This window comes from Crossiella sp. SN42 (assembly GCF_023897065.1).
Taxonomy (GTDB): Bacteria; Actinomycetota; Actinomycetes; order Mycobacteriales; family Pseudonocardiaceae; genus Crossiella.
The window spans coordinates 18,829-42,265 of record NZ_JAMHIV010000013.1 but is presented as its reverse complement, the minus strand read 5'-3'; the positions used below and the strand labels follow the sequence as shown (position 1 = coordinate 42,265).

General features: G+C 71.9%; 23 protein-coding genes. 13 read left to right on the top strand and 10 right to left on the bottom strand.

The window, feature by feature from the left end; translation table 11 throughout:
• The first annotated feature begins 37 nt into the window (after window positions 1–37).
• Genes M8C13_RS16850 through M8C13_RS16840 form a run of 3 tightly spaced genes read left to right on the top strand, consistent with a single transcriptional unit; the run spans window position 38 to window position 3,686 of the window.
• Complete coding sequence (locus M8C13_RS16850) at window positions 38–1,042, top strand: chemotaxis protein CheB (protein WP_252481551.1); 1,005 nt, start codon at window positions 38–40, stop codon at window positions 1,040–1,042.
• A gap of 4 nt (window positions 1,043–1,046) precedes the next feature.
• Window positions 1,047–1,802 (top strand): STAS domain-containing protein, encoded by a 756-nt coding sequence (locus M8C13_RS16845; RefSeq protein ID WP_252481550.1) that lies wholly within the window; start codon window positions 1,047–1,049, stop codon window positions 1,800–1,802.
• Window positions 1,803–1,835: 33 nt separating this feature from the next.
• Window positions 1,836–3,686 (top strand): CheR family methyltransferase, encoded by a 1,851-nt coding sequence (locus tag M8C13_RS16840; RefSeq protein WP_252481549.1) that lies wholly within the window; start codon window positions 1,836–1,838, stop codon window positions 3,684–3,686.
• 4 nt (window positions 3,687–3,690) lie between these two features.
• On the opposite strand, the gene glmS is transcribed toward M8C13_RS16840, so the two are convergent.
• Together glmS and M8C13_RS16830 are read right to left on the bottom strand one after the other, a co-directional pair.
• Window positions 3,691–5,508 (bottom strand): glutamine--fructose-6-phosphate transaminase (isomerizing), encoded by a 1,818-nt coding sequence (gene glmS / locus M8C13_RS16835; protein WP_252481548.1) that lies wholly within the window; start codon window positions 5,506–5,508, stop codon window positions 3,691–3,693.
• Window positions 5,509–5,521: 13 nt separating this feature from the next.
• Window positions 5,522–5,788 (bottom strand): hypothetical protein, encoded by a 267-nt coding sequence (locus M8C13_RS16830; protein ID WP_252481547.1) that lies wholly within the window; start codon window positions 5,786–5,788, stop codon window positions 5,522–5,524.
• A 122-nt stretch (window positions 5,789–5,910) separates the two neighbouring features.
• Between M8C13_RS16830 and M8C13_RS16825 the strand changes: the two genes are divergently transcribed.
• A complete protein-coding gene (locus tag M8C13_RS16825; protein WP_252481546.1) occupies window positions 5,911–6,720 on the top strand; it encodes a S9 family peptidase in 810 nt (269 codons plus the stop codon).
• On the opposite strand, the gene M8C13_RS16820 is transcribed toward M8C13_RS16825, so the two are convergent.
• The 3 genes from M8C13_RS16820 to M8C13_RS16810 form a co-directional block, all read right to left on the bottom strand.
• Window positions 6,710–7,324, bottom strand: a complete 615-nt coding sequence (locus tag M8C13_RS16820; protein WP_252481545.1) for a bifunctional 2-polyprenyl-6-hydroxyphenol methylase/3-demethylubiquinol 3-O-methyltransferase UbiG — start codon at window positions 7,322–7,324, stop codon at window positions 6,710–6,712. The genes M8C13_RS16825 and M8C13_RS16820 overlap by 11 nt on opposite strands.
• Window positions 7,325–7,387: 63 nt before the next feature.
• Complete coding sequence (gene kynU / locus M8C13_RS16815) at window positions 7,388–8,557, bottom strand: kynureninase (RefSeq protein WP_252481544.1); 1,170 nt, start codon at window positions 8,555–8,557, stop codon at window positions 7,388–7,390.
• 13 nt (window positions 8,558–8,570) lie between these two features.
• The gene (locus tag M8C13_RS16810; RefSeq protein WP_252481543.1) at window positions 8,571–9,410 is read right to left on the bottom strand and encodes a tryptophan 2,3-dioxygenase; all 840 of its coding nucleotides are present in this window, start codon (window positions 9,408–9,410) and stop codon (window positions 8,571–8,573) included.
• A 126-nt stretch (window positions 9,411–9,536) separates the two neighbouring features.
• Between M8C13_RS16810 and M8C13_RS16805 the strand changes: the two genes are divergently transcribed.
• Window positions 9,537–9,992, top strand: a complete 456-nt coding sequence (locus M8C13_RS16805) for an Lrp/AsnC family transcriptional regulator (RefSeq protein WP_252481542.1) — start codon at window positions 9,537–9,539, stop codon at window positions 9,990–9,992.
• On the opposite strand, the gene M8C13_RS16800 is transcribed toward M8C13_RS16805, so the two are convergent.
• On the bottom strand, window positions 9,917–10,312 hold the full coding sequence (locus tag M8C13_RS16800) for a hypothetical protein (RefSeq protein ID WP_252481541.1): 396 nt from the start codon (window positions 10,310–10,312) through the stop codon (window positions 9,917–9,919). The two genes, M8C13_RS16805 and M8C13_RS16800, sit on opposite strands and share 76 nt — an antisense overlap.
• 53 nt (window positions 10,313–10,365) lie before the next feature.
• Between M8C13_RS16800 and M8C13_RS16795 the strand changes: the two genes are divergently transcribed.
• Window positions 10,366–10,929 (top strand): TetR/AcrR family transcriptional regulator C-terminal domain-containing protein, encoded by a 564-nt coding sequence (locus M8C13_RS16795; protein WP_308202812.1) that lies wholly within the window; start codon window positions 10,366–10,368, stop codon window positions 10,927–10,929.
• Here the strand turns inward: M8C13_RS16795 and M8C13_RS16790 are convergent.
• Both M8C13_RS16790 and M8C13_RS16785 read right to left on the bottom strand, forming a co-directional pair.
• Entirely contained in the window at window positions 10,913–11,710 is a 798-nt protein-coding gene (locus M8C13_RS16790; protein ID WP_252481539.1) for an enoyl-CoA hydratase-related protein, read from the bottom strand. The two genes, M8C13_RS16795 and M8C13_RS16790, sit on opposite strands and share 17 nt — an antisense overlap.
• Window positions 11,711–11,721: 11 nt before the next feature.
• Window positions 11,722–12,900 (bottom strand): thiolase family protein, encoded by a 1,179-nt coding sequence (locus tag M8C13_RS16785; protein ID WP_252481538.1) that lies wholly within the window; start codon window positions 12,898–12,900, stop codon window positions 11,722–11,724.
• A 47-nt stretch (window positions 12,901–12,947) separates the two neighbouring features.
• Between M8C13_RS16785 and M8C13_RS16780 the strand changes: the two genes are divergently transcribed.
• From M8C13_RS16780 to M8C13_RS16770, 3 genes are all read left to right on the top strand, one after another.
• The gene (locus tag M8C13_RS16780) at window positions 12,948–13,703 is read left to right on the top strand and encodes an SDR family NAD(P)-dependent oxidoreductase (RefSeq protein WP_252481731.1); all 756 of its coding nucleotides are present in this window, start codon (window positions 12,948–12,950) and stop codon (window positions 13,701–13,703) included.
• Window positions 13,700–14,098, top strand: coding sequence for a RidA family protein (locus M8C13_RS16775; protein WP_252481537.1), 399 nt, complete (start codon window positions 13,700–13,702; stop codon window positions 14,096–14,098). The genes M8C13_RS16780 and M8C13_RS16775 overlap by 4 nt, the downstream gene beginning before the upstream one ends.
• A gap of 493 nt (window positions 14,099–14,591) precedes the next feature.
• Window positions 14,592–15,134 carry a DinB family protein gene (locus M8C13_RS16770; RefSeq protein ID WP_252481536.1) on the top strand — a complete coding sequence of 181 codons (543 nt, stop codon included), beginning with the start codon at window positions 14,592–14,594 and terminating at the stop codon, window positions 15,132–15,134.
• 19 nt (window positions 15,135–15,153) lie between these two features.
• Here M8C13_RS16770 and M8C13_RS16765 read toward each other — a convergent pair whose 3' ends face one another.
• Window positions 15,154–16,014 carry a PaaX family transcriptional regulator C-terminal domain-containing protein gene (locus tag M8C13_RS16765; protein WP_252481535.1) on the bottom strand — a complete coding sequence of 287 codons (861 nt, stop codon included), beginning with the start codon at window positions 16,012–16,014 and terminating at the stop codon, window positions 15,154–15,156.
• 105 nt (window positions 16,015–16,119) lie between these two features.
• Here M8C13_RS16765 and M8C13_RS16760 point away from each other — a divergent pair, with 105 nt between their 5' ends.
• Together M8C13_RS16760 and M8C13_RS16755 are read left to right on the top strand one after the other, a co-directional pair.
• Window positions 16,120–17,751 carry an AMP-binding protein gene (locus tag M8C13_RS16760; protein WP_252481534.1) on the top strand — a complete coding sequence of 544 codons (1,632 nt, stop codon included), beginning with the start codon at window positions 16,120–16,122 and terminating at the stop codon, window positions 17,749–17,751.
• Window positions 17,748–18,131 (top strand): DUF952 domain-containing protein, encoded by a 384-nt coding sequence (locus M8C13_RS16755; RefSeq protein WP_252481533.1) that lies wholly within the window; start codon window positions 17,748–17,750, stop codon window positions 18,129–18,131. Before M8C13_RS16760 ends, M8C13_RS16755 begins: the two co-directional genes overlap by 4 nt.
• On the opposite strand, the gene M8C13_RS16750 is transcribed toward M8C13_RS16755, so the two are convergent.
• Window positions 18,118–18,879, bottom strand: a complete 762-nt coding sequence (locus tag M8C13_RS16750) for an SDR family NAD(P)-dependent oxidoreductase (RefSeq protein WP_252481532.1) — start codon at window positions 18,877–18,879, stop codon at window positions 18,118–18,120. The genes M8C13_RS16755 and M8C13_RS16750 overlap by 14 nt on opposite strands.
• A 56-nt stretch (window positions 18,880–18,935) precedes the next feature.
• On the opposite strand from M8C13_RS16750, the gene M8C13_RS16745 reads away from it, so the two are divergent.
• Together M8C13_RS16745 and M8C13_RS45070 are read left to right on the top strand one after the other, a co-directional pair.
• On the top strand, window positions 18,936–21,287 hold the full coding sequence (locus M8C13_RS16745) for a bifunctional salicylyl-CoA 5-hydroxylase/oxidoreductase (protein WP_252481531.1): 2,352 nt from the start codon (window positions 18,936–18,938) through the stop codon (window positions 21,285–21,287).
• Window positions 21,287–23,437, top strand: a complete 2,151-nt coding sequence (locus M8C13_RS45070; RefSeq protein ID WP_305883964.1) for an acetate--CoA ligase family protein — start codon at window positions 21,287–21,289, stop codon at window positions 23,435–23,437. The genes M8C13_RS16745 and M8C13_RS45070 overlap by 1 nt, the downstream gene beginning before the upstream one ends.

Sequence of the window (23,437 nt, the reverse complement as noted above, 5' to 3'; positions counted from 1 at the left end):
TCGGTTCGACCCAGCCCATCGTGGGTAGTTCGCAACCATGACCCGCCGGGACGTGGTGGCCATCGGGGCCTCCGCGGGTGGGGTCGAGGCGTTGTGCGCCGTGGTCGGCGCCCTCCCCCCGGGCCTGCCCGCGGTAGTACTAGTGGTGCTGCACGTGCCGCGCAACGCGCCCAGCGCGCTGCCCCGGATCCTGAGCCGGTGCGGACCGCTGCCCGCCCACCACGCCGTGCACGGCGACCCGGCCCGGCACGGCCACATCTACGTCGCGCCGGCCAACCACCACCTGCTGCTCACCGACGGGCGGATCCAGCTCTCCCGCGGCCCTGCTGAGAACGGCCACCGGCCCGCGGTTGACCCGCTGTTCCGCTCGGTGGCCAGGGCGTACGGGCCCAGGACGGTCGGGGTGGTGCTCTCCGGGGCGCGGGATGACGGCACCGCGGGGCTGGCCTCGATCAAGGCGGTCGGCGGGCTGGCGGTGGTGCAGGACCCGGCCGAGGCGGTGCACGCCTCGATGCCGAACAGCGCGAAGGAACACAACGACGTCGACCACGTGTTGTCCGCGGCCGAGATCGGCGAGCTGATCGGCAAGCTCGCCGCGACCTCGGAGCCCTCGGCGGCCGGCACCGTGGACGACCTGCTCACCGCGGAGACCGAGATGGCCGAGTTCTCGCCCATGACCACCGACGAGCTGGGCGCGGTGCCCGCCGGGCTGGCCTGCCCGTCCTGCCACGGCGCGCTGTTCGACCTGCCCGGCGATCCGGTGCCCAGGTTTCGCTGCCGGGTCGGACACGCCTGGTCTCCAGAGACGTTGATGGCCGAGCAGGGCGTGGCGATGGAGAACGCGCTGTGGGTGGCGTTGCGCGCGCTGGAGGAGAAGAGTGCGCTGGGCCACCGGATGGCCCAGTCGGCCGCCGAACGGGGCAACGACTGGGCGGCGCGCCGCTTCGGCGACAACGCCGCCGAGGCCAAGGCCGCGGGCAGACTGGTGCGCGACCTGATCAACCGGATCGCGACCGGACCGCCGGATCCAGGAGAGGGCTGAGCCGATGAACGGCGAGCTGACCTGCCAGGTAGACCAGGATCACCCGGTGACCGTGGTGCGGCCGCGCGGGGTGCTGCGGATCGGCAGCGCGCCCGCGCTGCGCGCGACGGTGGCCAAATGCCTGGCCGAGCAGCCCGCCGGGGTGCTGCTGGAGCTGAGCGCGCTCCAGCTGGGCGATGAGGTGGCGCTGACCGTGTTCCAGGCGCTGACCCGCAGGGCCGCGGAGTGGCCCGCGGTGCCGGTGGCGCTGTGCTCGGTGCCGCCGTCGATGTACGAGCCGATGGCGCGGATCGGGATGGCCCGGCACCTCCAGGTCTTCCCGGGCCCGGCCGAGGCGCTGGCCACGCTGGCCAAGGGACCGTCGCCGACGGTGCTGCGCGACTGGTACCCGCCGGAGGCCGCCGCCTGCCACCAGGCGCGCCTGGTGGTGGCCGACGCCTGCGCGGCCTGGCAGGTGGAGGATGTCTCCGAGGACGCGGTCATGGTGGTCAACGAGCTGGTGGCCAACGCGGTCTGCCACGCGGGCACCCGGTTCCAGCTGACCGTGGCGATGCGCGGGGCCTACCTGTGCCTGTCCGTGCGGGACGGCAGCGCCGCGCCGCCGGTGCTGGCCAGGCGGCCGGAACGGGCCGGTGGCCAGGGGCTGGTGTTGATCTCCAAACTGGCCACGGCGTGGGGACATCTCTCCGCGGTGGACGGCAAGGTGGTGTGGGCTACGCTGCGTACACGGCAGCCGGGTGCCGGTCGGAACGGGCGGTAGCCGCGGCGCGGCAGGCGCACCGGAAGGGCACACGTGACCGAGACCGACCCGCAGTTCGAGGCACTCCTGGTCTACCTGAAGGAAGCCAGGGGCTTCGACTTCACCGGGTACAAGCGGTCCAGTCTGGTGCGCAGGGTGCAGCGGCGGATGGCGCAGCTGCGGCTGGAGGACTACGCGGAGTACCTGGACCAGCTCCAGGTGCACCCCGAGGAGTTCACCACGCTGTTCAACACCATCCTGATCAACGTCACCACCTTCTTCCGGGACACCGACGCCTGGGACTACCTGCGTGCCGAGGTGCTGCCGGAGCTGATCGCGGCCAAGGACCCGGACAGTCCGATCCGGGTGTGGAGCGCGGGCTGCGCCTCCGGCGAGGAGGCCTACACCCTGGCCATGGTGCTCTCCGAACTGCTCGGTCCCGAGGAGTTCCGGCGGCGGGTGAAGATCTACGCCACCGACGTGGACGAGGAGGGCCTTGCCCAGGCCCGGCACGCCGCCTACACCGACCGGGAAGTCCGCGACGTGCCGCCGGAGCTGCTGGAGCGCTACTTCGAGCCCGTGGGCAACCGGTACACCTTCGGCAAGGACCTGCGCCGCTCGGTCATCTTCGGCCGCAACGACCTGGTGCAGGACGCGCCGATCTCCCGGATCGACCTGCTGCTCTGCCGCAACACGCTGATGTACTTCAACGCCGAGGCCCAGGCCCGGATCCTGGCCCGGCTGCACTTCGCCCTCGCCGAGACCGGGGTGCTCTTCCTCGGCAAGGCCGAGATGCTGCTCAGCCACAGCACCCTGTTCACCCCGATCGACCTGAAGCGACGGGTCTTCCGCAAGGTCCCCCGGCACCTGCCGGTGAACAGCACCATGTACGCCGAGCTGCCACCGCCGCCGCCCAGGGCCGAGCTGACCGGCCTGGACCTGCTGCGGGACGAGGCACTGGCGAACAGCCCGGTGGCGCAGATCGTGGTCAACTCCGACGGCCTGGTCGCGGTGACCAACCGGGCCGCGGAGAAGCTGTTCGGCGTCACCGCCAAGGACATGGGGCGGCCCTTCCGGGACCTGGAGATCTCCTACCGTCCGGTGGAGCTGCGGCGCTACATCGAGCAGGCGCAGCTGGACCGGCGCACGGTGCTGGTCGCCGACGTGGAGTACCACCGCGCCGCCGGTGAGCTGTTCTACCTGGAGATCCAGGTGAACCCTTTGGTGGACAGCGAGTCCGGACTGCTCGGGGTCACACTGGTCTTCCACGACGTGACCTCGGCCCGTCGGTTGCAGGACGAGCTGGAGCACGCCAACCGGCAGCTGGAGACCGCCTACGAGGAGCTCCAGTCGACCAACGAGGAGCTGGAGACCACGAACGAGGAACTCCAGTCCACGGTGGAGGAGCTGGAGACGACGAACGAGGAGCTCCAGTCCACCAACGAAGAGCTGGAGACCATGAACGAGGAGCTCCAGTCGACCAACGACGAGCTCCAGTCGATCAATGACGAGCTGCGGGAGCGCTCCGGCGAGCTGGACGCGGCCAACGGTTTCCTGGCCGCCATCCTGACCAGCCTGCGCTCCGGGGTCGCCGTGCTCAACCGGGACCTGCACGTGCAGGTGTGGAACCGGCGGGCCGAGGACCTGTGGGGGCTGCGCACGGAGGAGACCGTCGGGCAGCACTTCCTGAACCTGGACATCGGCCTGCCGGTGGACCAGATCCGCCCGACCATCAAGCAGATCCTCACCGGCGGGGACAGCCAGGAGCTGGAGCTGGCCGCGGTCAACCGCCGGGGGCGCGCCATCACCGTGCGGGTGCTGTGCTCGGCGCTGCGCGCCCCCGGCGCGGAGACCACCGGGGTGATCCTGCTGATGGAGCCGGAGGAGCCCGGCCCCACCAGCTGAGGCCTCACTCCACGGTCAAGCTCTTGGCCAGGTTGCGCGGCCGGTCGATGTCGCGGCCCAGCTTCTCCGCGATGTGGTGGGCGAAGAGCTGCAGCGGGATGCCCAGCAGCACCGGGTCCAGCTGCACCTCGTTGCGCGGCACGAACAGCACGTCGTCGGCCAGGCCCGCGGGCAGCTCGGTGTTGGTCACCGCGATCACCGGGCCGCCGCGGGCCTTGATCTCCTCGATGGTGGCCAGGTTCTTGCCGAAGGTCTCATCGGCCGGGATGACCACCACCGAGGGCATCTCCGGGTTGATCAGCGCCAGCGGGCCGTGCTTGAGCTCGGCCGACTGGTAGGCCTCGGCGTGGATGTAGGAGATCTCCTTGAGCTTCTGCGCGCCCTCGCGGGCCACCGGGTAGCCGCGCACCCGGCCGACGAAGAACATGTGCCGCGCTTGCGCGTACTTGTGCGCGACGGTGCGCACCGCGTCCTCGGCGGCCAGGATCTCGCTGAGCTGGTCCGGCAGCCTGCGCAGGCCCTCGACCAGGCGCTTGCCGTCGGCCAGGCTCAGGTCGCGGACCCGGCCCAGGTGCAGGGCGAGCAGGGCGAAGGAGGCGGCCATGTTGGTGAAGGACTTGGTGGCCGCGACCGAGACCTCGGGCCCGGCGTGCAGGAACAGGCCGCTGCCGCACTCGCGGGCGATGGCGCTGCCGACCACGTTGACCACGCCGAGCAGGCGGCCGCCCTTGCGCTTGAGCTCGGCCACCGCGGCCAGCGTGTCGGCGGTCTCGCCGGACTGGCTGACCGCGATGTAGAGGGTGTCGGGGTCGATCACCGGGTTGCGGTAGCGGAACTCGGAGGAGGGCTCGGCGTCGGCGGGGATCCGGGCCAGCTCCTCGACCAGGGTGGCGCCGATCTGGCCCGCGTAGTAGGAGGATCCGCTGCCGAGGAACTTGACCCGGCGGATCGAGCGCACCTCGCGGGCGTCCAGGCCGACCCCGCCGAGGCGGGCGGTGGAGAACCGCTCGTCCAGGCGGCCGCGCAGGGCCCGGTCGAGTGCGGCCGGCTGCTCGTGGATCTCCTTGTGCAGGAAGGTCTCGTGGCCTCCGCGGTCGTAGTCCTCCACGCTCATGGCCAGCGTGGTGGGCGTCTTGGCCACGGCGGAGCGGTCCAGGCGGCTGGTGCGGTACTCCCCGGCGCGCACGGTGGCCAGCTCGCCGTCGTCGAGGTAGACCACCTGCTGGGTGAAGCGGACCAGCGCGGCCACGTCGGAGGCGATGAACATCTCGTCGTTGCCGATGCCCAGCACCACCGGGGAGCCCTGCCTGGCCACCACCAGCTCCTGCGGGAACCTGGTGTCCAGCACCACGATCCCGTAGGTTCCCTCCACATCGGAGAGCACCTCGCGGACCGCGTCCTCCAGCCGCTCGGCCTGGCTGCGCGCGATCAGGTGCGCGAGGACCTCGGTGTCGGTCTCGGAGCTGAACTCCACGCCCTCGGCGGCCAGCTTGGCCCGCAGCACCTCGGCGTTCTCGATGATGCCGTTGTGCACCACCGAGATCCGGCCGGTGGTGTCGGTGTGCGGGTGCGCGTTGGCGTCGGTGGGCTCGCCGTGGGTGGCCCAGCGGGTGTGCGCGATGCCGATGCCGCCGCTGAGCTTGTCCCCCACCAGCTCACGCAGCTCGGCCACCCGCACCGCGGCCTTGACCACCTTGGCCTTGTTCTTGCTCAGCACGGCCAGCCCGGTGGAGTCATAACCCCGGTACTCCAGCCGGTGCAGGCCCTCCAGCAGCACCTCGGCGGCGTCCCGATGCCCGACGTACCCGACAAGTCCGCACATGCGCGATTTCTCCCTATCCGTAGACCATCCGGCGAAGCTGCCGGGCGGACAGCCGCGGCGCCGCCACCGGGCGCGCGGCCAGCTCCGCCGCCACGATCGACCAGATGTCGTCGTTGCGCCGGTTCCGCCGCCTCAGCTCCCGGTGCCGCCGCCGGACGTAGTCCTCGACCGGCTCGGCGTAGTACCCGATGACGTCACTGACCACCCTGGCCGCGACCGCGGCGGGCAGGCCGGTGCTGGCGGCCACGTGCCGCACCAGCTCCTCCGGCAGCGCCGCCATGCCCACAGGTACCTCCGAGGCCTGAGACTGCCCGGCGCGGGGCCGGGCGAGCAACTTCCCTGCCCGAATTCGGGCAAGCCAGCCTCCCATACTCCCTTGACCGGCGGTGTTAGCGTCGCCGCGTGGCCGACTCGCGTGACGTGCTGACCCGCCCCGCGCCCGCCCCCGACCGGGTGCTGCGCTACGGCCCCGGACCGGACCGGGTGATCGACCTCCGGTACCCGGTGGCCGAGGGCCCGCACCCGGTGATCGTGGTGGTGCACGGCGGTTTCTGGCTCGCCGAGTACGACCGCACGCACACCGGGCCGATGTGCGCCGCGCTGGCCGACGAGGGCTACCTGGTGGCCACGATCGAGTACCACCGGGTGGGTCAGGCCGAGGGTGGCTGGCCCGGCACCCTGGACGACGTGGCGGCCGCGATCGACGCGCTGCCCGGCCTGCTCGGCGCGTCGGCCGATCCCGTTCGGGTGGTTCTGCTCGGTCATTCCGCGGGCGGGCACCTGGCGATGTGGGCGGCCAGCAGGCACCGGCTGCCCGCGCACAACCCGTGGCACCTGCCGCGCCGCCCGGCGATCCGGGGTGTGCTGTCCCTGGCCGGGGTGCTGGACCTGGTGCTGGCCAACGAGGAGAACCTGGGTGACGGGGCGGTGGCCGGGTTGCTCGGCGGTCAGCCGGACGCCCACTGGGAGCGTTACGCCGCGGCCGACCCGACCCGGCTGGTGCCCACCGGGGTGCGCGGCATCCTGCTGCACGGCCTGGCCGACCCGTGGGTGCCGCCGGAGGTCAGCCGCTCCTACGCGGCCACCGCGGTCGCCTCCGGCGATCCCACTGAGCTGCGGGAACTGCCCGGCGAGGGCCACTACGGCGTGATCGACCCGGAGTCGGCGGCCTGGCCCTCGGTGCTCAAGGCCCTCGCCGACCTCACCACCTGAGGCGGACCGCCTTGAACACCAGGTCCTTGGTGTGCCGCGCGTCCGCGGGCAGCGGTTCCGGGCGCGGCCGGAGCTCATCGACCACCACCTGCCAGCCCTCGTCCAGCAGCGGCCGGAAGTCGGCCGGCCGGTAGAAGTCGGCCATCCGCACCGCCCGTCCGTCGTGGCCCTCGTGGTCGCCGACCTCGTCGAAGTGGTGGTTGGTCACCAGCAGCGTGCCGCCGGGGGCCACTGCCTCGGCCAGCGCGCGCAGCGGGGCGGTGCCGTTGGCCTTGAACAGCGGCAGGAAGCTCGCGGTGACCAGGTCGAAGGCGGCAGGCGGCGGGGCGGCTCCTGCCAGGTCCAGGTGCAGGGTGTCCACCGACCAGCCCCTGGCCTGCGCGGCGGCGGCCACCTTGGCCAGCGCGACCGAGGAGATGTCGGCGGCGGTGACCTGCCAGCCCTGCTCGGCCAGCCAGAGCGCGTCGCCGCCCTCGCCGGCGCCCACGTCCAGGGCGCGGCCCGGCGGCTGACCCTCGATCTCGGTCACCAGCACGCCGTTGGCCGCGCCGCTGAACACCTGCTCCCGCTCGCGGTAGAGCGTGTCCCAGTACTTCTCGTCCATGCCACCCACCCTGCGCCCACCCCGACACTGGCGGCAAATTTCGTTGCCGAAGCGGCAAGTCCCTCAGAGCACGTCGGCGATGACCTGGACCGCGGTGAGCGCGTCGGTGTAGCGGACGTAGAGCGGGGCGAAGCCGAAGCGCAGCACGTCCGGCGGCCGGTAGTCGCCGATCACCTCGCGGGAGATCAGCTCCTTCATCACCTGACCGGCCTCGGGCACCGACAGCGCGATGTGGTTGCCCCGGTTCTCGGTGCGCGGGGTGCGCACGGTGACCCGGTCGCCGAGCAGTTCGTCCACACAGGACAGGAAGAAGTCGGTGAGCCGCAAGCCCTTCGTGCGCACCTCGGCGATGCTGGTCTTGTCCCAGACGTCGAGTGCGGCGTCCAGGGCCAGCATGGACAGGATGTCCGGGGTGCCGGTGCGGCCGCGGGTGACGCCGGCGTCCGGGGTGTAACCCGCGGCCATCGCGAACGGGTCCGCGTGCCCGCACCAGCCCGACAGCGGCTGGTCAAAACCGGCCTGGAGTCGTTGCGGCACATAGAGGAACGCGGGCGCGCCCGGCCCGCCGTTGAGGAACTTGTAGGTGCAGCCCACCGCCAGGTCGACCTGGTGCGCGTCCAGCTCCACCGGCAGCGCGCCCACGCTGTGGCACAGGTCCCAGACCACCAGCGCGCCGACCCGGTGTGCGGCCTCGGTGATCGCGCCCATGTCGTGCAGCACGCCGGAGCGGAAGTCGACGTGGTTGGCCAGCAGCACCGCGGTGCGCTCGCTGACCGCCTCCGCCGCCTCGGGCATCGGGACCTGCCTGATCTCCACCCCGGTGAGGCGGGCCACCGACTCGGCGATGTAGCCGTCGGTGGGGAAGGTCGCGGCGTCCACCAGCAGTTCCGGGCGGCCGGGGTTGAGCCGGATCGCGGCCACCAGGGCCTTGAACAGGTTGACGCTGGTGGAGTCGCCGACCACCACCTGACCGGGCGCGCTGCCCACCAGCGGCGCGATCCGGTCGCCGATGCGTTCCGGCGCGCGCCACCAGCCCTCGCCCCAGCCGCGGATCAGCCTGCGGCCCCACTGCTCGTTGACCACCTCGGCCAGCCGCGGCGCGACCGCGCTGGGCAGCGCGCCGAGGGAGTTCCCGTTGAGGTAGACCACTTCCGGGTCCAGGTCGAACTCGTCCCGGCAGTGCGCGATCGGGTCCAGCGCGTCCAGTTTCCGTGCCGTGTCGGCCAAACTCATGTTTCCTCCAGCCTCAGACGTAGCTGCGCGCGGTCCACAGCTCGGGGAAGACGGTGCGCTGCACGCGTTTCTCCAGCCAGGCCACCCCGGCCGAGCCGCCGGTGCCGACCTTGGCGCCCATCGCGCGGCGGGTGGCCAGCAGGTGGTCGTAGCGCCAGCGGGCGAACTCCTCGGCGATGTCGGTGAGCACCTCGCCCAGTCGCTGCTCGTCGTGGTGCTCGGCGCGGTCGGAGTAGATCAGCGTCCAGACCTTCTCCACCTCGGGATCCGGTTGGTACGGCTGGGTGAAGTCGCGTTCCAGGGCCGAACGCGGCACCGCGTAGCCGCGCCGGTGCAGCAGGGCCAGCGCGTCGTCGTAGAGGCTGGGCTTGGCCAGCGCCGCCTCCAGTTCGGCGTGCATCGCGGGCACCGCGCGGTGCGGCACGATCAACGAGGCGGACTTCTCCCCGAGCAGGAACTCCACGTGCCGGTACATCCCGGACTGGAACCCGGAGCCCTCACCCAGGTTGGCGCGGAAGGCGTTGAACTCCTCCGGCGTCATCCTGGCGATGGAGCGCCAGGCCGCGTTGAGGCCCTGCACGTGCAGCACGCTGCGGTGCAGGGTGCGCACCGTGGAGTCCAGGTCGTCGGCGCGCATCTCGGTCTGCGCCTGCCGCCACTCGAAGCACAGCAGTCCGAAGTAGAGCTCCATGATCTGCGTGATGACCAGGAAGGACATCTCGCCGGGGTCGCTGGACCAGCGCTGCTGCAAGGAATGCAGCACCGATGCGTGCACATAGTCTTCGTACGGGGTGGTGCCGCCGAAGTCCAGCTTCGGCTCGGCCATGATCGGACAGCCGCCGGTTTCGGTCATGGTTCCTCCCTTCGTGGCAGACCTCCATTCCATCGCTGTCCCCGGCAAACCGGAATGGGCGGCGGGATCGAATCCAGCGGCCGTGCCTTGCGTTCGAAACCGGTTGCTGCGCTTAGGCTCACGTTCGTGAACTCGGAGCTGGACAAGGTGGACTGGGCGCTGCTGGAGGCGCTGCAGGCGGACGCGCGCCTGTCCTACAACGAACTGTCGCGCCGGGTGCACGTCTCGCCACCCACGGTGGCGCAGCGGGTGCGCAGGCTGGAGCAGCTCGGCGTGATCGCCGGGTACCACGCGCGGGTGGACCCGACCGCGGCCGGGCGGCCGGTGATCGCGCTGGTGCGGATGAAGTGCTACGGCGCGCGCTGCATCACCGTGCACCCCGAGCTGCTCGACGACTGCCCCGAGGTGCTGGAGGTGGTGCGGCTGACCGGCGACATCTGCTCGGTGGTCAAGGTCGCCGCCGCCTCCATCCGGGCCCTGGAACGCCTGCTGGAGCGGCTGGCCACCTACGGCGAGACCTCCAGCGCGATGGTCCTGTCCACCCCGGTGGACTGGCGGCCGGTGACCGAGCCGAGCGACTGACGCCACCAGGCGATCCCCAGTCCCAGCACCCACAGCTGCACCAGCATGGTGGTGGAGCCGACCACGGCCCGGAACAGCAGGTCCAGCCCGGCCATCGCCTGCGCCCGGTCGGCGTGCCCGCCATGCGCACTGGCCTCGGCGAGCTGGGCGAAGCGGGCCAGCAGCGCGCCGGGACCGGTGGTGATCAGCGAGCCGACCGCGGTGAAGGCGAACACCCACAGCAGCAGGGCCAGGATCGTGCCCAGGTGGATGGCCCGCCAGTCCCGGCCGAGCACGTGTCCGGCCAGCTCGTGCGCGGTGCCGGGCAGGAAGCCGTGCACCAGGGTGAGCGCGACGTAGGCCAGCGAGCCGATGATCGCGCTCGCGGCGGCGGCTGCTGGACGAGCACGGCCTGGCCGGGCTGAGCACCCGGAAGCTGGCCGCCGAGCTGGGCGTCCAGTCGCCGACGCTGTACTGGCACGTGCGCAACAAGGACGAGCTGCTTGACCTGGTGGCCGAGGCGATCTGCGCGGAGGCCTTCGACATCGACGAGTCGCTGCCCTGGCGGGAGCAGCTGGCCACCGGACTGCGCCAGTTCCGCGCGCTGTTGCGATCACACCGCGATGCCGCGCAGCTGCTGCGCGCCCGGCCGCCGCGCGGCCCGCACCGGCTGGGGCACATCGAGACCACCACCCGGATCCTGCTGGACGCCGGCTTCTCCCCCACCGACACGGCCGCGATCTCGGTGCTGCTGGCCGACCACGTGCTCGCCTCCGCCGCCGAGGACGACCGCAGGACGGGCACGGCCCCGCGCGCCGGACTCAGCCCGCCGGAAGGCTTTCCGCACCTGGCACGGGTGGCCCCGGCCTATCGGGAGCTGACCGGGGAGGCGCTGTTCGAGCTGGGCGTGCAGGTGCTGCTGGACGGGCTGGCCGCGCGGCTCAGCGGTACGGCTTGAAGTCCGGGGCCCGCTTCTCCGCGAACGCGGCCGCGCCCTCCCTGCCCTCCGGCGTCTCGGTGAACAGCTCAAGCCCGTCGAAGGCCAGGTGCGAGAGGCCGCCGATGTGGTCGGTGTCGGCGTTGAAGGAGTGCTTGAGGAAGCGCAGCGCGGTCGGTGAGTAGGAGCCGATCTTGCGCGCCCAGGCGCGGGCGGTGTCCAGCAGCTCGGCGGCCGGGACCACCTGGTTGACCAGGTTCCAGCGCTCGGCGGTGTGCGCGTCGAAGAGGTCCAGCAGGAACCAGATCTGCCGGGCCCGCTTCTCCCCCACCACCCTGGCCAGGTAGGCCGAGCCGAACCCGGCGTCGAAGGAGCCGACCCTGGGCCCGGACTGGCCGAAGCGGGCGTGCTCGGCGGCCACGGTCAGGTCGCAGAGCACGTGCAGCACGTGGCCGCCGCCGACCGCGACGCCGTTGACCGCGGCGATCACCGGCTTGGGCACGTCCCGGATGATCCGGTGCAGCCGCTCGATCTCGAAGGTGCCCCACTCGGTCTCACCGTAACTACCGGTCTCGGCGCGTTCCTTGACATCGCCGCCGGCACAGAAGGCCTTCTCCCCCGCGCCGGTGAGGATGATCGCGGCCACCCGCTTGTCCGCCCAGGCGTGCTTGAACGCCGCGATCAGCTCGTCCACCGTGCGGCCGCGGAAGGAGTTCATCCGCTCCGGCCGGTTGATGGTGATCACCGCGTGGTTGTCCTCTTCCACGGTGTAGCCGACGTCGGTGAAGTCCTCGATGCGCACGACTCGTCCTCTCAGTCCGTCTCGACGAGCACGGCCATGCCCTGCCCGACTCCGATGCAGGCCGCGACCACGCCCAGGCCGCCGCCACGTCGCCGCAGGCCACGCGCGCAGTCCACGATCGCGCGCGGCATCGAGGCGCCCAGCGGGTGGCCCAGGGCGATCGCGCCGCCGTCCGGGTTGACCAGCCCAGCCTCCAGCGGACAGCCCTCCGCCGCCAGTTGGTCCATTGTGGACAGCACCATGGCGGCGAACGCCTCGTTGATCTCCCAGCGGGCGATGTCCTTGGCGGACAAGGCGTTGCGGCGCAGCAGGGTGAGGATGGCCGGGACCGGGGCAACGGCGAAGCGGTGCGGGTCGGTGGCCGCGACGGCGCTGTCCCTGATCCGGGCCAGCGGGGTCAGTCCGAGCTCGGCGGCGGCCTCGCGGGTGCCCATCAGGGTGGCCAGCGCGCCGTCGGAGAGCGGGGAGGAGTTGCCCGCGGTGACCGCGCCCTCGGCGCTGAAGGCCGGGCGCAGCCGGGCGAGCGCGGCGGCCGAGGTGTCCGGTCGCAGCGCCTCGTCCCTGGTCACGTCCGCCACCGGCAGGACCCAGTCGTGCCAGCCCTGGTCCCAGGCGGTGGCGGCCAGCTGGTGCGAGCGCAGTGCCCAGTCGTCCTGGGCCGCGCGGCCGATGCCGAGCTCCGCGGCGACCTGTTCGGCGCAGGCGCCCAGGCTCGCGGTCCACTCGGCGGGGAACCTGGGGTTGACCAGCCGCCAGCCCAGCGCGGTGGACACCATCTCCATCCGCTGCGGCAGCACTTCGTCCGGGCGCGGCACCACGAACGGGGCCCGGGACATGCCCTCCACACCCCCGGCGATCACCACCCGGCCCGCGCCCACGGCGAGCAGTCGCGCGGCCTGCACCATCGCTTCGCCGCCCGAGGCGCAGAGCCGGTTGACGGTCACGCCGGGCACGGTCACCGGCAGTCCGGCCAGCAGCGCGGCCATCCGCCCGATGTTGCGGTTCTCCTCGCCCGCGCCGTTGGTGTTGCCGTAGACCACCTCGTCCACCAGCGCCGGTTCCAGGCCCGGGTTGCGGCGGAGCAGCTCGGCGATGGGCAGGGCGGCCAGGTCGTCGACCCGGACACCGGCCAGCCCGCCGCGGTGGCGGCCGAACGGGGTGCGCACGGCATCGAGCAGATAGGCGTCCATATGTCGCTATCTTGACGGTCGTCACCAACGTTTGACAAGCTTTGCCGGTGATCGCACGTATCGCCCTGGTCACCGGGGCCGGCCGGGGCATCGGCACGGCCGTGGCCCGGCGGTTGTCGGCTGACGGGCACCGGGTGGCGCTGACCGCGCGCAACGAGGCTGAACTGCGGGCGGTGGCGGCGTCGCTGCCCGGGGAGTCACTGGTGCTGCCCGCGGACCTCACCGAGCCGGGCGCGGCGGACTCGCTGTTCGACGCGGTGGAGGCGGCCTGGTCACCGGTGGAGATCCTGGTGGCGAACGCCGGGTCGGGCACCGCCGCGCCGTTGCACCGGATCTCGGACAGTGAGTGGTCGACCACTCTCGCTTTGAACCTGACCGCGCCGTTCCAGTGTTTTCGGCGGGCCGTTCCCGCGATGCGGTCGGCGGGGTGGGGGCGGTTGATCGCGATCGCGAGTACCGCGGCGAAGCAGGGTGAGTCGCACATCGCTGCTTATACGGCGGCGAAGCACGGGGTGCTGGGGTTGGTTCGGTCGGCGGCGGCGGAGTTGGCGAAGACCGGGGTTACGGTGAACGCGATCTGTCCCGCTTACGTGGATACGCCGATGACGGATCGGACGGTGGCGGCGGTGGCGGCGCGGACCGGGCGGCCGGAGGATGAGGTCCGGGCGCAGTTGGCGGCGAAACAGCCGATCGGGCGGATGATCACGCCGGATGAGATTGCGGATGCGGTGGCTTTTTGTGTGGCGAGTGCGGGATTTACCGGGCAGGGCTTGAACATCGACGGTGGGACGGTGCAGTCGTGAGCCAGGAACGCGTCAATCCGGTCGAGCTTGCCAAGCCGTCGGGGTTCAGCCATGCGGTGGTGACTACTGGGAGCCGGATCGTGCATCTGGCTGGGCAGACCGCGTTGGATGCTGACGGGAAAGTTGTTGGCGGGGACGTGGTGGGGCAGTTCAGGCAGGCCTTGGGGAATCTGTTGGTGGCGTTGCGGGCTGCGGGTGGGTCGGCGGATCAGTTGGCTTCGTTGACGGTTTATTTGACGGATGTTGATGACTACAAGCGGCGCGCCAAGGAGATCGGGGTGGTGTGGCGCGAGCTGGTGGGTGGGAGTTATCCGGCGATGGCGGCGGTTGGGGTTTCTCGGTTGTGGGATCGGGAGGCTGTGGTTGAGCTGCAAGGGGTTGCTGTTTTGCCGTAGGGGCAAGGACGAAGGTCAAGAGCTACAGGCGTCCTCGCCGGACGGGCAGAGATCAAAGCATGGGGGAAAGGCAAAGGACGCAGGCTTGGTCTTGAGGTTCCCCATGCCCGTCAACCTTCCGAAATCGAACCACATCCCAGCGAGCAGCCGCCGTTGCGCTGCTTGGGGTTGACGGCGGTTGCTGTGAGCGTCTGCTCGCTGGGATGTGGTGCGATGTCTCCAGGTTGACGGGCATGGGGAACCTCAAGACTCGGTGGACGTTTGAAAAGCCACACCGGCTGCTGGTTCGCCGGGCTTCGCCCGTGCGGTCGCGGTTGGGGCATGGGTTCGCGGGCTTTGCCCTGCGGTCGCTGTTGGGACGTGCGTGCCCGCGCCTCGCCCGATGGTCGCCGTTGAGACAGCGTTTGCGGGCCTTGCCCCTGCGTTTCGGTCGCGTCGCGGACGCGAGTTCGCTGGGCGGCCGGTGTCAGTGGGGCGTGGCACGCTCCTGGGCATGGCACTCACCCAGCCCGCGCACGTCTCCCCCAACTGGCCCGACGACCCCCGCGCCCCACTCCCACTCGACGGTTCCGAACGCGAGATCCTCACCGCCTATCTCGACTGGCACCGCGCCACCTTCGAGCTGAAATGCCGGGGCGTCCGACCGGAAGCCCTTTCGCACGCCCAGATTCCGCCCTCGTCGCTGACCCTGCACGGGATTCTGCGACACCTGGCGGGAGCGGAGCGGTGGTGGTTCCAGATGCAGTTCGCGGGGCGGGAGGTGCCGCACCTGCACTACTCGGATGAGGAGCCCAGTCAGGACTTCGATTGCCTGGACGGGGATGTGGACGAGGCGTTCGCGCAGTGGCGGGCGGAGGTGGCGGTGTCCCGGGAGATCGTGGCGGCGCATGCGTTGGACGACACCGGGGTGCACCTGGCTACCGGGCGGCCGTTGGTCTTGCGGCGGGTGCTGGTGCACATGATCGCGGAGTATGCGCGGCACTGCGGGCACGCGGACCTGTTACGGGAGCGGACGGATGGCGTGACCGGGCACTGAGCGCGGGCCTCGTGGGCGGTCAGCGGCTGAGGCGGGACTGGGCGTGTTCGTGGGCTGCTGGGGCCAGTTTGGCTTGCAGGGTGGCGAACAGGTCGGCTGCCTCGGTGCCGGGCCAGTCGGTGGGGAGGAGTTCGGCGGGCAGGCCCGGATCCAGGTAGGGGAGGCGGCGCCAGGCGGTGAGCAGGCGGACGTAGTCAGTGAAGGCCTCGGCCGGCGGGACTGTGCGGCGGCGGCGCCAGCGGGCGGCCAGGGGGCCGTGGGCGGTGAGGAACTCGGTGTAGAGGGCTTGCAGGGCGGGGAGGTCCCACCAGGTGGCGACCTTGTCCCGCAGGGTGGCGAAGCCCAGGTGGTCGGCGCGGAAGAGGTCGACGTAGGCGGACAGGCCGAGGCGGGTGAGGACCTCGGCGGTCTCCGCTTGCAGGTGGGCGGGGGCGATCCAGACACCGGGGGCGGTGTTGCCGAAGCCCAGGCGGGTGAGCTGGGAGCGCAGGGTGTGGCGCTTCTGGCGTTCGGACTCCGGGACGGAGAAGACCGCCAGCACCCAGCCGTCGGCCAGGGTGGGGCGGGGGCGCTCGAAGATGCGGTGGTCGCCCTCGCGGAGGATGAGTCTGGCCTGCTCGGAGAGGGCGTAACCGGCCGCGCCGCCGACCCGGGAGGCGTCCAGGATGCCGCGGCGCTTGAGGCGGGAGATGGAGGAGCGGACCGCCGGTTCGTCCACGCCCAGCTCGCCCAGCAGGCGGATCAGGGCGGCCACCGACAGCCAGCCGCCGACCTCGCGGGCGTACAGGCCGTACACGGTGACGATCAGCTGCCGGGGTTGCGCGGACTGCGCGTCCGCCGCTCCCCCGTCCACTTCGGACAGGTCAACCAGGGTGGTCACCAGCAAACGATATCGTGTCGATGCGTATGTCGGCCTATTGACTGTCGTCATGAACGGTGAATACTGGCCGGGCAGCCCGCCGACGCCGAGACGAGGTGCGTGCCAGTGGATCTGTCCCGCTCAGCACACGTCGACACGTTCTGCCGCGACCACCTGCCGCCGCGCGAACAGTGGCCGGAGCTGGAGTTCACCCTGACCGAGCTGGTCTACCCGGACCGCCTGAACTGCGCGGTCGCCCTGCTGGAGGACACCATCGCCCGGCATGGCGCGGACCGGCCGTGCCTGCTCACCCCCGGCGGCGAGACCTGGACCTACGGGCAGCTGCGGGACCGGGCGAACCAGGTGGCCAGGGTGCTGGTGGAGGACCTGGGACTGGTGCCGGGCAACCGGGTGCTGCTGCGCGGCCCCAACAACCCGTGGCTGGTGGCCTGCTGGTTCGCGGTGCTGCGCGCGGGCGGGGTCGCGGTGACCACCATGCCGCTGCTGCGCGCGGGCGAACTGCGCACCCTCGCCGAGATCGCCAAGCCGGCGATCGCGCTGTGCGACAACCGGTTCCTGGACGCGCTGGCGGAGGCGGACATCCCGGCGGTCAGCTACGGCGGCGACAGCCCGGACGACCTCACCGCGCGGGCGGCGGCCAAGCCCGTGGACTTCGAGCCGGTGCCGACCGCGGCGGACGATGTGGCGCTGCTGGCCTTCACCTCGGGCACCACCGGCCGCCCCAAGGCCACCCTGCACTTCCACCGGGACGTGCTGGCCAACTCCGACACCTTCGCCCGGCACGTGCTGCGTCCCACCGCCGAGGACGTCTTCACCGGCACTCCCCCGCTGGGCTTCACCTTCGGCCTCGGCGGCCTGGTGGTCTTCCCGCTGCACGTCGGCGCGGCCACCCTGCTGCTAGAACGGGCCACCCCCGCCCAGCTCGCCGAGGCGGTGCGCGAGCACGGGGTGACCGTGCTGTTCACCGCGCCCACCGCCTACCGGGCCATCCTGGCCGCCGGGCACGCGGACCGATTACGCGGGCTGCGGCGGTGCGTCTCGGCCGGGGAGGCGCTGCCCAGCGCGGTGTGGCACGAGTTCCAGCGCAGCACCGGGCTGCGGATCATCGAGGGCATCGGCGCGACCGAACTGCTGCACATCTTCATCTCCGCCGCCGACGAGCAGATCCGGCCCGGCGCCACCGGCAAACCCGTGCCCGGCTTCCGCGCGGAGATCCTGGATGAGGACGGCAAGCCGCTGCCCGACGGCGAGGTCGGACGGCTGGCCGTGCGCGGGCCGACCGGCTGCCGCTACCTCGACGACGAGCGGCAGCTCAGCTACGTCCAGGACGGCTGGAACCTCACCGGCGACGCCTACCTGCGCGATGCCGACGGCTACTTCTGGTACCAGGCCCGCACCGACGACATGATCATCTCCTCCGGCTACAACATCGCCGGGCCGGAGGTGGAGAACGCGCTGCTCAGCCACGCCGAGGTGGTGGAGTGCGGGGTGGTCGGCGCGCCGGATGAGCAGCGCGGCATGGTGGTGCACGCCTACGTGGTGCTCACCCCCGGCGTGACCGGGGACGCGGCCAAGGTCGCCGAGCTGCAGGAGTTCGTGAAGAGCGTGATCGCGCCGTACAAGTACCCCAGGGTGATCGAGTTCCTGCCCGAGCTGCCCCGCACCACCACCGGCAAGCTGCAACGTTTCCGGCTCCGCGAACGTGCCGCCCAGGACTCTGGGATCATCGGCGGGTGATCCTGCACATCTGCTCCCGCGCCGAGTGGGCCACCGCTCAGGAAACCGGCCGCCACGAGCCGGCCGGGTACGCCGCCGAGGGTTTTGTGCACTGCTCGGACTTCGGTCTGGTGCACCTGCCGGCGAACCGGCTCTTCCGCGGCCGGGACGACCTGGTGCTGCTGGTGATCGACCCGGACCTGCTGGACGTGGACCTGGTGTGGGAACGCGCCTCCAGCGATCCGGACAACCCGGCCGCGCCGTGGTTCCCGCACGTCTTCGGCACCATCCCGGTCAGCGCGGTGGTCGCGGTGCACGACTTCCCCGAGCAGCCACACGGCTTCGAGCTCCCCGCCGCCCTGCGCCGCTGGCCGGTGACGCGCAACCTCACAGAGGCATGAACCGGCCGCCGTTGACGTCCAGCACCACCCCGGTGATGTAGGAGGCCTGCGCCGAGGCCAGGAACAGGATCGGGTCCACCGCCTCGCGCAGCTCTGGCATGCGGCGCAACGGGATCGCGTCCAGCACCTCATCACGCTCGGCCTGGCTGAGGTTGTCGAACATGCCCTGCAACCGGTCGGTGAGGAACAGGCCGGGCGCGATCGCGTTCACCCGCACGCCGTCCGGACCGGCCTCCTTGGCCAGCCGCTTGGTCAGGCCGACCAGGGCGGCCTTGCTGGCGGCGTAGGGCACGCCGGTGACCGGGCTGGGCTGGCGGCCGCCGATGGAGGAGGTGGTGACGATCGCGCCGTCGCCCGCCGCGGCGAGGTAGGGCAGCGCGGCCTGGCAGCAGTAGAAGGTGCCCTTGAGGTTCACGTCGACCACCAGGTCCAGGTGCGCAGGCTCGATGTCGGCCAGGTCCCGTGGCGTGCCGAGGGAGCCGCCGGCCAGCGCGACGAGCACGTGCGGGCCGTCCAGCTCCCGGTGCACCGCGGCCATCGCCCCGGCCACCTGGTCCCGCTCGCGGACGTCCACGGTGAACCCGGCGGCCACCGCGCCGCCCGCGGTCAGCTCGGCCGCGACCTCGTCCGCACCGGCCAGGTCCAGCACCGCGACCGCGGCGCCCTCGGCGGCGAACCCCGCGCACACCGCGCGGCCCAGCCCACCGGCGCCGCCGGTCACCACCACCGTCCGATGAGCGAAACGCATCCCGGCCTCATTTCGTTCTGTTGACGGTCGTCAGGATTGCAGCATACCCTGGCCGGGTGCGAATCGCGGTTATCGGTGGTGGGCCAGGCGGGCTCTACTTCGCCGCGCTCGCCCGTCAGCTAGGACAGCACGACATCACCGTGTGGGAGCGCAACGCCGCCGATGACACCTTCGGCTTCGGCGTGGTGTTCTCCGATGAGACCCTCGGCGGCATCGAGCACGCCGACCCGGTGATCCACCAGGCCATGCAGCGGGAGTTCGCGCGCTGGGACGACATCGACGTGCACTACCGCGGCCAGGTGATCACCTCTGGCGGGCACGGGTTCGCCGCGATGAGCCGCCGTCGGCTGTTGCAGGTGCTGCACCAGCGCTGCGCCGAGGTCGGCGTGCGCCTGCACCTGTCCACCCCCGCGCCGGATGTGGCCGAGCTGGCCGCCACGCACGATCTGGTGATCGCCGCGGACGGGGTGAACTCCGCGGTGCGCGCCCGCTACGCCGAGGTGTTCCAGCCGACCGTGGAGTCCCGGCGCTGCCGGTACATGTGGCTGGGCACCGACCTGGTGTTCCCCGCCTTCCTGTTCCACGTGGAGGACACCCCGCACGGGGTGATGCAGATCCACGGCTATCCCTATGACGCCAAGGGCAGCACGTTCATCGTGGAGATGCACGAGGACGTGTGGCAGCGGGCCGGTTTCGCCGAGCACCACCGCGAGGGCCTGGCGCCAGGGGAGAGCGACGAGGGCTCGATCGCCCAGCTGCGCGAGATGTTCGCGCACGTGCTGGACGGGCACGAGCTCTACGCCAACAACTCCCGCTGGGTCACCTTCGGCACCGTGCGCAACCAGACCTGGCGCAACGGCAACATCGTGCTGCTCGGCGACGCCGCGCACACCGCGCACTTCTCCATCGGCTCCGGCACCAAGCTGGCCATGGAGGACGCGCTCGCGCTGGCCGCCTGCCTGCACGAGGAGTCCACAGTGGACTCGGCGCTGACCGCCTACGAGGCGGAGCGGCGGCCGGTGGTGCTCTCCACCCAGCGGGCCGCGCAGGCCAGCCTGGAGTGGTTCGAGAACCTGGGCTGCTACACCCACCAGGAGCCGGCCCAGTTCGCCTTCAACATCCTCACCCGCAGCCGCCGGGTCACCTACGACAACCTGCGGCTGCGCGACCCGGAGTTCGTGGCCGGGGCGGACGCCTGGTTCGCCGGCGGCGGCGAGGTCCGGCCGCCGATGTTCCAGCCGTTCCGGCTCGGCGGGCTGGCGCTGAAGAACCGGATCGTGGTCTCCCCCATGGACACCTACTCCGCGGTCGACGGCACCCCGAACGACTTCCACCTGGTGCACCTGGGCGGCAAGGCACTCGGCGGCGCCGGGCTGGTGATGACCGAGATGGTGTGCGTCTCCGCCTCCGGCCGGATCACGCCCGGCTGCGCTGGCTTGTACCGCCCGGAGCACGAGGCCGGGTGGCGGCGGGTGGTGGACTTCGTGCACGCCAACAGCACCGCCCGGATCGGCGTCCAAATAGGACACTCTGGCCGCAAGGGCTCCACCAGGCTGATGTGGGAGGGGATGGACCAGCCGCTGCCCGAGGGCAACTGGCCGGTCTGCGGTCCTTCCGCGCTGCCGTACGCGCCCGGCAACCAGGTGCCGCGCGAGCTGGACCGCGCCGAGCTGATGCTGATCAGGGAACAGTTCGCCGACGCCGCCCGCTCGGCCGCCAGAGCCGGTTTTGACCTGCTGGAACTGCACTGCGCGCACGGCTACCTGCTCTCCTCCTTCCTGTCCCCGCTGACCAACCAGCGCACCGACGACTACGGCGGCAGTCTGGAGAACCGGCTGCGCTTCCCCCTCGAAGTCTTCGACGCGGTGCGCGCGGCCTGGCCGGTGGAACGGCCGATGACGGTGCGCATCTCGGCCACCGACTGGGCCGACGGCGGCGTGGACATCGAGGAGGCGCTGCTCATCGCGGACGCCTTCGCCCGGCACGGCGCGGCCGGCATCGACGTCTCCACCGGCCAGGTCGTCTCCACCGAGCAACCCGCCTACGGCCGCAGCTTCCAGACCCCGTTCGCCGACCGCATCCGCAACGAGGTCGGCCGCAAGCATGGCATCGCGGTGATCGCGGTCGGCGCGATCTCCTCCGCCGACGACGTCAACTCGATCCTGCTGGCCGGCCGCGCCGACCTGTGCGCGCTGGGCCGCGTGCACCTCTACGATCCACAGTGGACACTGCACGCGGCAGCCGAACAGGACTACGTCGGGCCTGCCGCGGACTGGCCGCTGCCGTTCCGGGCCGGCCGCCGCAGGCCGCAGACCGGCCGGAGCGACGGCCCGCGACCCCGCCTGGACCTGGTGCGCGAAGGCCCGCAGGGCACCCAGCACGCCCGCTGGACCCCGGACGGCCCGTGATGCGCAACCCGCTGTCCGCGCTGTGGTCGGCCCGCTCGGTCGCCGTGGTCGGCGCCAGCGAACGGCCCGGCGCGCTGGGCGGCCGCCCGGTGCAGTTCCTGCGCCGCTACGGCTACCAGGGCCGCATCCTGCCCGTGCACCCGAAGCACACCGAGCTGTTCGGCCTGCCCGCCTACCCCACGGTCGCCGCCTGCCCCGGCCCGGTCGACCTGGCGATGATCCTGGTGGCCGCGGACCGGGTGCCCGCCGCGATCGAGGACTGCCTGGCCGCCGGGGTCCAGGCGGCGATCGTGTGCTCCTCCGGCTTCGCCGAGACCGGCGAGGAAGGTGCTCGCCGTCAGGAAACCCTGGTGGCGCAGGCGAAAGCCGGTGGCCTGCGGATCTTGGGACCGAACTGCATCGGGTCGGTCGGAGTCGCGACGGGGCAGGTCACCTCGTTCAGCCCACTGTTCGATGCCCCGACCACGCGACTGGTGCCGGGGTCGCTGGCCCTGGTGAGCCAGAGCGGGGCGCTGGGGTTTGGCGCGGTGAGCCTGGCCTTCGAGCGCGGGCTCGGCCTGGGCTGGGCGGTGAGCACCGGCAACGAGGCCGAGCTGACCGCGCTGGAGGTGCTGGCCACCCTGGCCGAGGAACCGGAGTGCACCGGCCTGCTGGGCTATGTCGAGTCACTGGCCGACGTGGACTCGTTGCGCCGCTTGGCCAAGTCGGGCAAACCGGTGGCGCTGCTCAAAGCCGGTAGCTCAGCGGCGGGCGCGCGGGCGGTGGCCTCGCACACCGGGGCGCTGGCCACCGACGACCGGGTGACCGACGCGGTGCTGCGCCGGTACGGGATCGTCCGGGTGTCCGATGTGGACGAACTACTGGACGTGGGCGAGGCATTCGCCGCCGGGACCCGCGCCAGTGGTGACCGGGTGGCGGTGGTGACGACCTCGGGCGGCTCGGGCATCCTGGCCGCGGATGCCTTGGCGCAGCGCGGGTTGCGGCTGGCCGAGCTGAGCGCGCGCACGACCGCGGAGCTGGCGGAGGTCGTGCCGGCGTACGGGTCGGTGGACAACCCGGTGGATGTGACGGCGGCGGTGATGGCCCGGCCGGAGCTGTTCCAGCGGTGCCTGGACGTGGTGGCCGCGGATCCGGCGGTGGACGTGGTGCTGGCGTGTTTCTGCGTGCTGACCGGGTCGGATGTGGCCGGGATCGCGGACGGGCTGGCGCGGGTGCGGCGGGCGACCGGGAAGGTGGTGCTGGTCGCGCGGACCGGGGCCGAGCACCTGGCGCCGGGGGCCGGTGCGGAGCTGCGGCGGGCGGGGATTCCGGTCTACACGACGCCGGGGCGCGCGGTGGCGGCAGCGGCGGCGGTGGTGGTGACGGCCGGGGCGGAACCGACCAGGGTCGCGGCGCCCCGGACCGAACCGGCGATGGCCGCGGCAGCCGGGACCGAACCAGCCACCGTCTCGGCAGCCCCCACCGAACCAGCCACGGTCGCCGCGGCTGCTCGGCGCGAAAATCCTGCCCCCGGCGGCGGCCCGTCCCCTCCCAGCGGCACCAGCGAAGCCGAGTTCAAAGCCCTGCTCCGCGCCCACGGCATCCCCGTCCCGACCGGCCGTCTGGCGACCTCCGCCGAGGACGCCGTCGCCGCCGTGCACGAGGTCGGCGGGCGCGCGGTCCTCAAAGCCGTGGTGCCCGACCTGGTGCACAAGACCGAGGCCGGTGGCGTCGTCCTGGACGTCACGCCCGAGACCGCGGCCGCCGAGTACCAGCGCCTGGCCGGGCTCGGCGGGACGGTGCTGGTCGAGGAGTTCGTGACCGGGGCGGTGGAGATGCTGGTGGGCGTCGCGCCGGGGCCGTGTGGGCCGATGCTCGCGTTGGGGCTGGGCGGGATCTTCGCTGAGGTGTTCGACGACGTGGTGCTCGCGCCGCTGCCGGTGGACGCGGCCGAGGTGCGGCGGATGCTCGGCGAGTTGCGGGGAGCCGCGCTGCTGCACGGGGTGCGCGGGCGGGCTCCGTCCGATGTGGACGCTCTGGTGGACCTGGTCGTGCGGGTGGCGGCGCTGGTCGCGGGCTGGGGCGGGCAGGTGGATCTCAACCCGGTGGCGGTGCTGCCGCGCGGGGTGCGGGTGCTGGACGCGGTGTACCTGGCCGAAGGAGCTGACTGA